4 protein-coding genes and 1 pseudogene are annotated in these 4,746 nt (G+C 55.2%); 2 read left to right on the forward strand and 3 right to left on the reverse strand.

What is annotated here, in order from left to right; genetic code table 11:
- Positions 1-368 (reverse strand): phosphatidylglycerophosphatase A (locus RMO57_RS03415; RefSeq protein ID WP_310384233.1); only part of this gene is annotated, 368 nt, incomplete at its 3' end.
- Complete coding sequence (gene thiL / locus RMO57_RS03420; RefSeq protein ID WP_310384236.1) at positions 365-1,327, reverse strand: thiamine-phosphate kinase; 963 nt, start codon at positions 1,325-1,327, stop codon at positions 365-367. The genes RMO57_RS03415 and thiL, both read right to left, overlap by 4 nt.
- Before the next feature lie 184 nt (positions 1,328-1,511).
- Here thiL and RMO57_RS03425 point away from each other — a divergent pair.
- Both RMO57_RS03425 and RMO57_RS03430 read left to right on the forward strand, forming a co-directional pair.
- Positions 1,512-2,741 (forward strand): annotated as a pseudogene (locus RMO57_RS03425) (malic enzyme-like NAD(P)-binding protein); the annotation flags it as partial.
- Between the two features lie 83 nt (positions 2,742-2,824).
- Positions 2,825-4,420, forward strand: a complete 1,596-nt coding sequence (locus RMO57_RS03430; protein WP_310384238.1) for an FtsX-like permease family protein — start codon at positions 2,825-2,827, stop codon at positions 4,418-4,420.
- A 44-nt stretch (positions 4,421-4,464) separates the two neighbouring features.
- Here RMO57_RS03430 and RMO57_RS03435 read toward each other — a convergent pair.
- Positions 4,465-4,746, reverse strand: a 282-nt coding sequence (locus RMO57_RS03435; protein ID WP_310384240.1) for a VCBS repeat-containing protein, incomplete at its 5' end; no start/stop codon positions are given.

Here is a 4,746-nt window from a genome sequence, read left to right on the forward strand (position 1 = left end):
AGCGCGAACGCGATCAGCTGACCCCAGAAACCGACCGGCGAAACAAGCCACAGGATCAGCCAGAAGGCGACGATCTCGTCCCAGACGATGGCGCCGGGGTCAGGTGTTGCCATATGGCGCGCCGTCATCGTGCAGGCCCACCAGCCGAGCACGGTGCTGGCGCCTATCAGCGCCGCCCATTGGCCATCATTCAGCCAGGGGTTGATCAACACAAAGCTCAGCCAGGCCCAGAGCGTGCCGACGGTGCCCGGTGCCTTCGGCGACAGGCCGCTGCCGAAGCCCAGCGCCATCCAGCGCGCCGGGTGGCCCAGCATGAAGCGGGCGGTGGCGCGGCGCGGCGCGCTGGCTTGGGCTTGCGTTTCACTCATGATGATTTGAAATGGTCAAAGCTGCTGAAATCTTGGAGCAAGACCTGACCCTCTTGGTCGAGCAGGCGCAGACCAGGTGCGGCCTCGACGCGGCCGATCCGCGTCACCGGCGTGGCGCTTTGCTCAGAAGCACGCTGCACCGCCGCACGCCGCTCGGGCGCGGCGGTGAACACCAGCTCATAGTCGTCACCGCCGGCCAGGCCGCATTCGCGCCGCAAGGCCTGCGGCTGCGCGGCCAGCACCGCGCTGCAGGGCAGCAGATCCACATCCAAGCTGGCGCCAACGGCGGAGCGCTGCAGGATATGACCGAGGTCGCCGATCAAGCCGTCCGAGACATCGACGGCGCTGCTCGCGACACCGCGCAAGGCTTGGCCCAGCGCGACCCGCGGCTGTGGGCATTCCATCGCCCACCGCACCTGCTCGAACTGCTCGCCGGGCAGGCCTATGCTGCCGCGAAATACCTCCAGCGCCAGCCGCGCGTCGCCCAAGTTGCCGGACACATAAATATCGTCGCCTGGCTTTGCGCCGCTGCGCAACAAGGCCGTGCCGGCCGGTGCCTCGCCCATCACCGTGATGCTGATATTCAGCGGGCCCTGGGTGGTGTCGCCGCCGACCAGCTGGATGCCATGCGCATCGGCCAAGGCAAACAAGCCTTTGGAGAAGCCGGCCAGCCAAGCCGCGTCGGTGCGCGGCAGCGCCAAAGCCAAGGTGAGGGCCCGTGGTTTGGCGCCGCAGGCGGCGAGGTCGCTGAGGTTGACCGCCAGTGCCTTGTGGCCCAGCCGCTCGGGCGCCACCGTCGACAGAAAATGCCGGCCCTCGACCAACATATCGGTGGAAATTAACCACTGCATGCCCGGGGTCGGCGCCAGCACCGCGCAGTCGTCCCCTATACCCATCACGACGCCCGACTGGCCTTGCTCGCGCACAAAGAACTGCTTGATCAGATCGAATTCACCCATGTGGGGATTCTCGCCCGAGTACGGTAGGGGCAGCGCAAATACGCATTTCCGCGTATAGCCCCGGCAGCACCATAGACGGACACTTGGCCGCGCCGTAGAGCCAGGTCGATTCGCGCTCCTACAATCAAATGGTTCGCTAGCCGAGCAAACCAAGACTTCACCGGTCCGCCGAGAGAAACCGCCCATGCCAACGTCCGAACAAAAGAACGCCCAGTTTCGCCAAGCCGCGCTTGAGTATCACGAGTTCCCGACGCCGGGCAAGATTGCCATCGCCGCGACCAAGCAACTGGTCAATCAGCGCGATCTGGCGCTGGCTTACTCGCCGGGCGTGGCCGCCGCTTGTGAGGAGATCGTCGCCGACCCGGCGAACGCCTTCCGCTACACCTCGCGTGGCAATCTGGTCGCCGTGGTGACCAACGGCACCGCCGTACTGGGCCTAGGCGATATCGGCCCGCTGGCCTCCAAACCGGTGATGGAGGGCAAGGCCGTGCTGTTCAAGAAGTTCGCCGGCATCGACGTGTTCGACCTGGAGATCCAGGAGCGCGACCTCGACAAGCTGGTCGACATCATCGCCTCGCTGGAGCCGACCTTCGGCGGCATCAATCTGGAAGACATCAAGGCGCCGGATTGTTTTTATGTCGAGCGCAAGCTGCGCGAGCGCAAGCTGCGCGAGCGGATGAAGATTCCGGTCTTCCATGATGACCAGCATGGCACGGCCATCGTCGTCGGCGCGGCCTTCTTGAACGGCCTCAAGGTACTGGGCAAAGACATCAAGCAGGTCAAGCTGGTGACCTCGGGCGCCGGTGCGGCGGCACTGGCTTGCCTGGGCCTGCTGGTCAAGCTAGGCCTGCCCAAAGAGAACATCTGGGTCACCGACCTGGCCGGCCTCGTCTACGAGGGCCGGGTCGAGCTGATGGACCCGGACAAGGCCGGCTTCGCGCAGAAGACCGACATGCGCAGCCTCAGCCAAGCCATTGAAGGCGCGGACATCTTCCTCGGCCTGTCGGCCGGCGGCGTGATGAAGGCGGAGATGGTGGCCAAGATGGCCGAGCGCCCGATGATCTTCGCACTGGCCAACCCGACGCCCGAGATCACGCCCGAGGAAGTCAAGGCGGTGCGCGACGACGTCATCATGGCGACCGGCCGCACCGACTACCCCAATCAGGTCAACAACGTCCTGTGCTTCCCCTACATCTTCCGCGGCGCACTGGACTGCGGCGCGACCACCATCACCGATGAGATGGAGATTGCCGCCGTCCACGCGATTGCCGAGTTGGCACAGGCCGAACAAAGCGAGGTGGTGGCGGCAGCGTATGTCGGCCAACAGTTGGCATTCGGGCCTGAGTACCTGATTCCCAAACCTTTCGACCCGCGCCTGATGATGAAGATCGCACCAGCCGTTGCCCAGGCCGCTTAAAGGAAGGAACCAATGCTGATTCTTTCAGCACTCAGATTAAAGGCTTTCTGAAGACCAAGGAGAAGGACACCAACATCACATTGTTTCTACAAAAGTATTCAGAGCGTTACCTTTTTGGTAGTTACGAAAACGGAGCGGTAGCGGGGGGACGAATTTCTTATGTTAAATTATTCTCAGTCATTGCTGTCTTTATTCTGGCGATTGCGTGCATCAACTTCATGAATCTTTCAACAGCTCGCGCTTCCAGACGACTGAAAGAAGTAGGAATCAAAAAGGCGATAGGTGCGAATCGAAGAGCGTTAGTCACCCAATACTTGGGCGAGTCAATGATCATATCGATACTATCTCTTTTCGTTGCAGCGATACTAGTTGCGTTGTTGCTCCCACAATTTAATCTAATCACGGGCAAGCACCTTACTCTTCAATTGGATGGAAATATAATTCTATCAGCCTTCGGCCTGGGATTGTTCACTGGATTATTGGCAGGAAGCTATCCGGCCCTTTACCTGTCTGGTTTCAGTCCGGCAGAAGTCTTAAAAGGAAAACTCACTACGGCTTTTGGAGAACTATTTGCACGAAAGGGACTTGTGGTCTTCCAATTTTCGTTATCTGTAATTCTTATGGTAGCGGTGTTCATCGTGTACCGTCAAATAGAATTTGTTCAAACCAAGAATCTGGGTTACAACAGAGACCATGTTATTTATATTGAGAAGGAGGGTAAGGTCGCTGAGAATGTTGAAACCTTCATTTCCCAAGTGAAGCAATTACCTGGCGTAGTAGAGGCTGCACCTACCACATTTCGCGTGGCCGGTGGCGGTTATACCTATGGACTGGCATGGGAAGGTAACGAGGAATATAATATTCAGTTTCATGAAATTAATGCCGGGTTTGAATCAACTGAGCTGCTAGGTTTTCAATTGGCATCGGGCAGGAGTTTCTCTCGCGAGTTCCCATCAGACAGCAGCGCTATTCTTTTCAATGAGAAAGCTATTCAAATGATGGGATTGAAAGACCCTATCGGCAAAAAAGTAAAGCACTATTCAGGCGAAAGAACCATCGTTGGCATTTTAAAAGACTTTCAATACGAATCACTGTATGAACCCATTAAACCGGTTTGCATACTATTCAAGCCAAGCCAAACTCAATTCGTGATGATGAAACTGGAGGCAGGAAAAGAACACGAAACGATCACCTCACTTCAAAATCACTATGCTACGTTCAATCCAGGTTTTTCATTTGATTATAAGTTTATGGATGAAGATTATCAAAACTTATACGCATCAGAACAGCGAGTTTCTATACTGTCTCGATACTTTGCGGGACTAGCTATTGTTATTTCTTGTCTTGGTTTGTTTGCATTGGCTGCCTTTACAACTGAAAGGAGATTAAAAGAAATTGGTATTCGGAAAGTGTTGGGCTCAAGTGAGTGGAGTATTATTTATTTGCTTTCCAGTGACTTTACCAAAATGGTGTTAACAGCTATAATAATTGCGTTGCCTGTGAGTTATTACTTGTCCTCTTTTTGGTTGCAAAATTTTTCGGAGCACATAGAGTTAAAGTGGTGGTATTTTGGAGGAGCTGGCGCAATGGCTTTGGTTATCGCCTGGATGACGGTTGGCTTTCAAACATTCAAAGCAGCGAAAGTAAATCCGGTGAATAGTTTAAAGTCTGAGTGAAAGGTTACCGGATGCCAGTTACCGGTCACCGGTTTTACTGGTAACTAGTTATTTCTGTTCCAATAAATTTTAAGATTGTGAGATGATCTTCCTGAGGCTATGATATCTTTCTTACCATCACCATTAAGATCTGCCACTTGGAGATCTTCGCAGGCCATGCCATTGTCGTCAATCCAGTAGTCTTTCCAATTTCCAGGCGATTCTTGGGAATATATTTTAATGCCTACCTTTTTTTCAGCGTTAGGTTCTCGCCAGCCCACTATAATTTGTGAATACCCAGTTCCAATTAAATCAGCAGTTGCCAAGGCATGCCCTTGGTTGAGATC

It is taken from the genome of Roseateles sp. (genome assembly GCF_031397715.1).
In the GTDB taxonomy this organism is placed as follows: Bacteria; Pseudomonadota; Gammaproteobacteria; order Burkholderiales; family Burkholderiaceae_C; genus Paucibacter_A.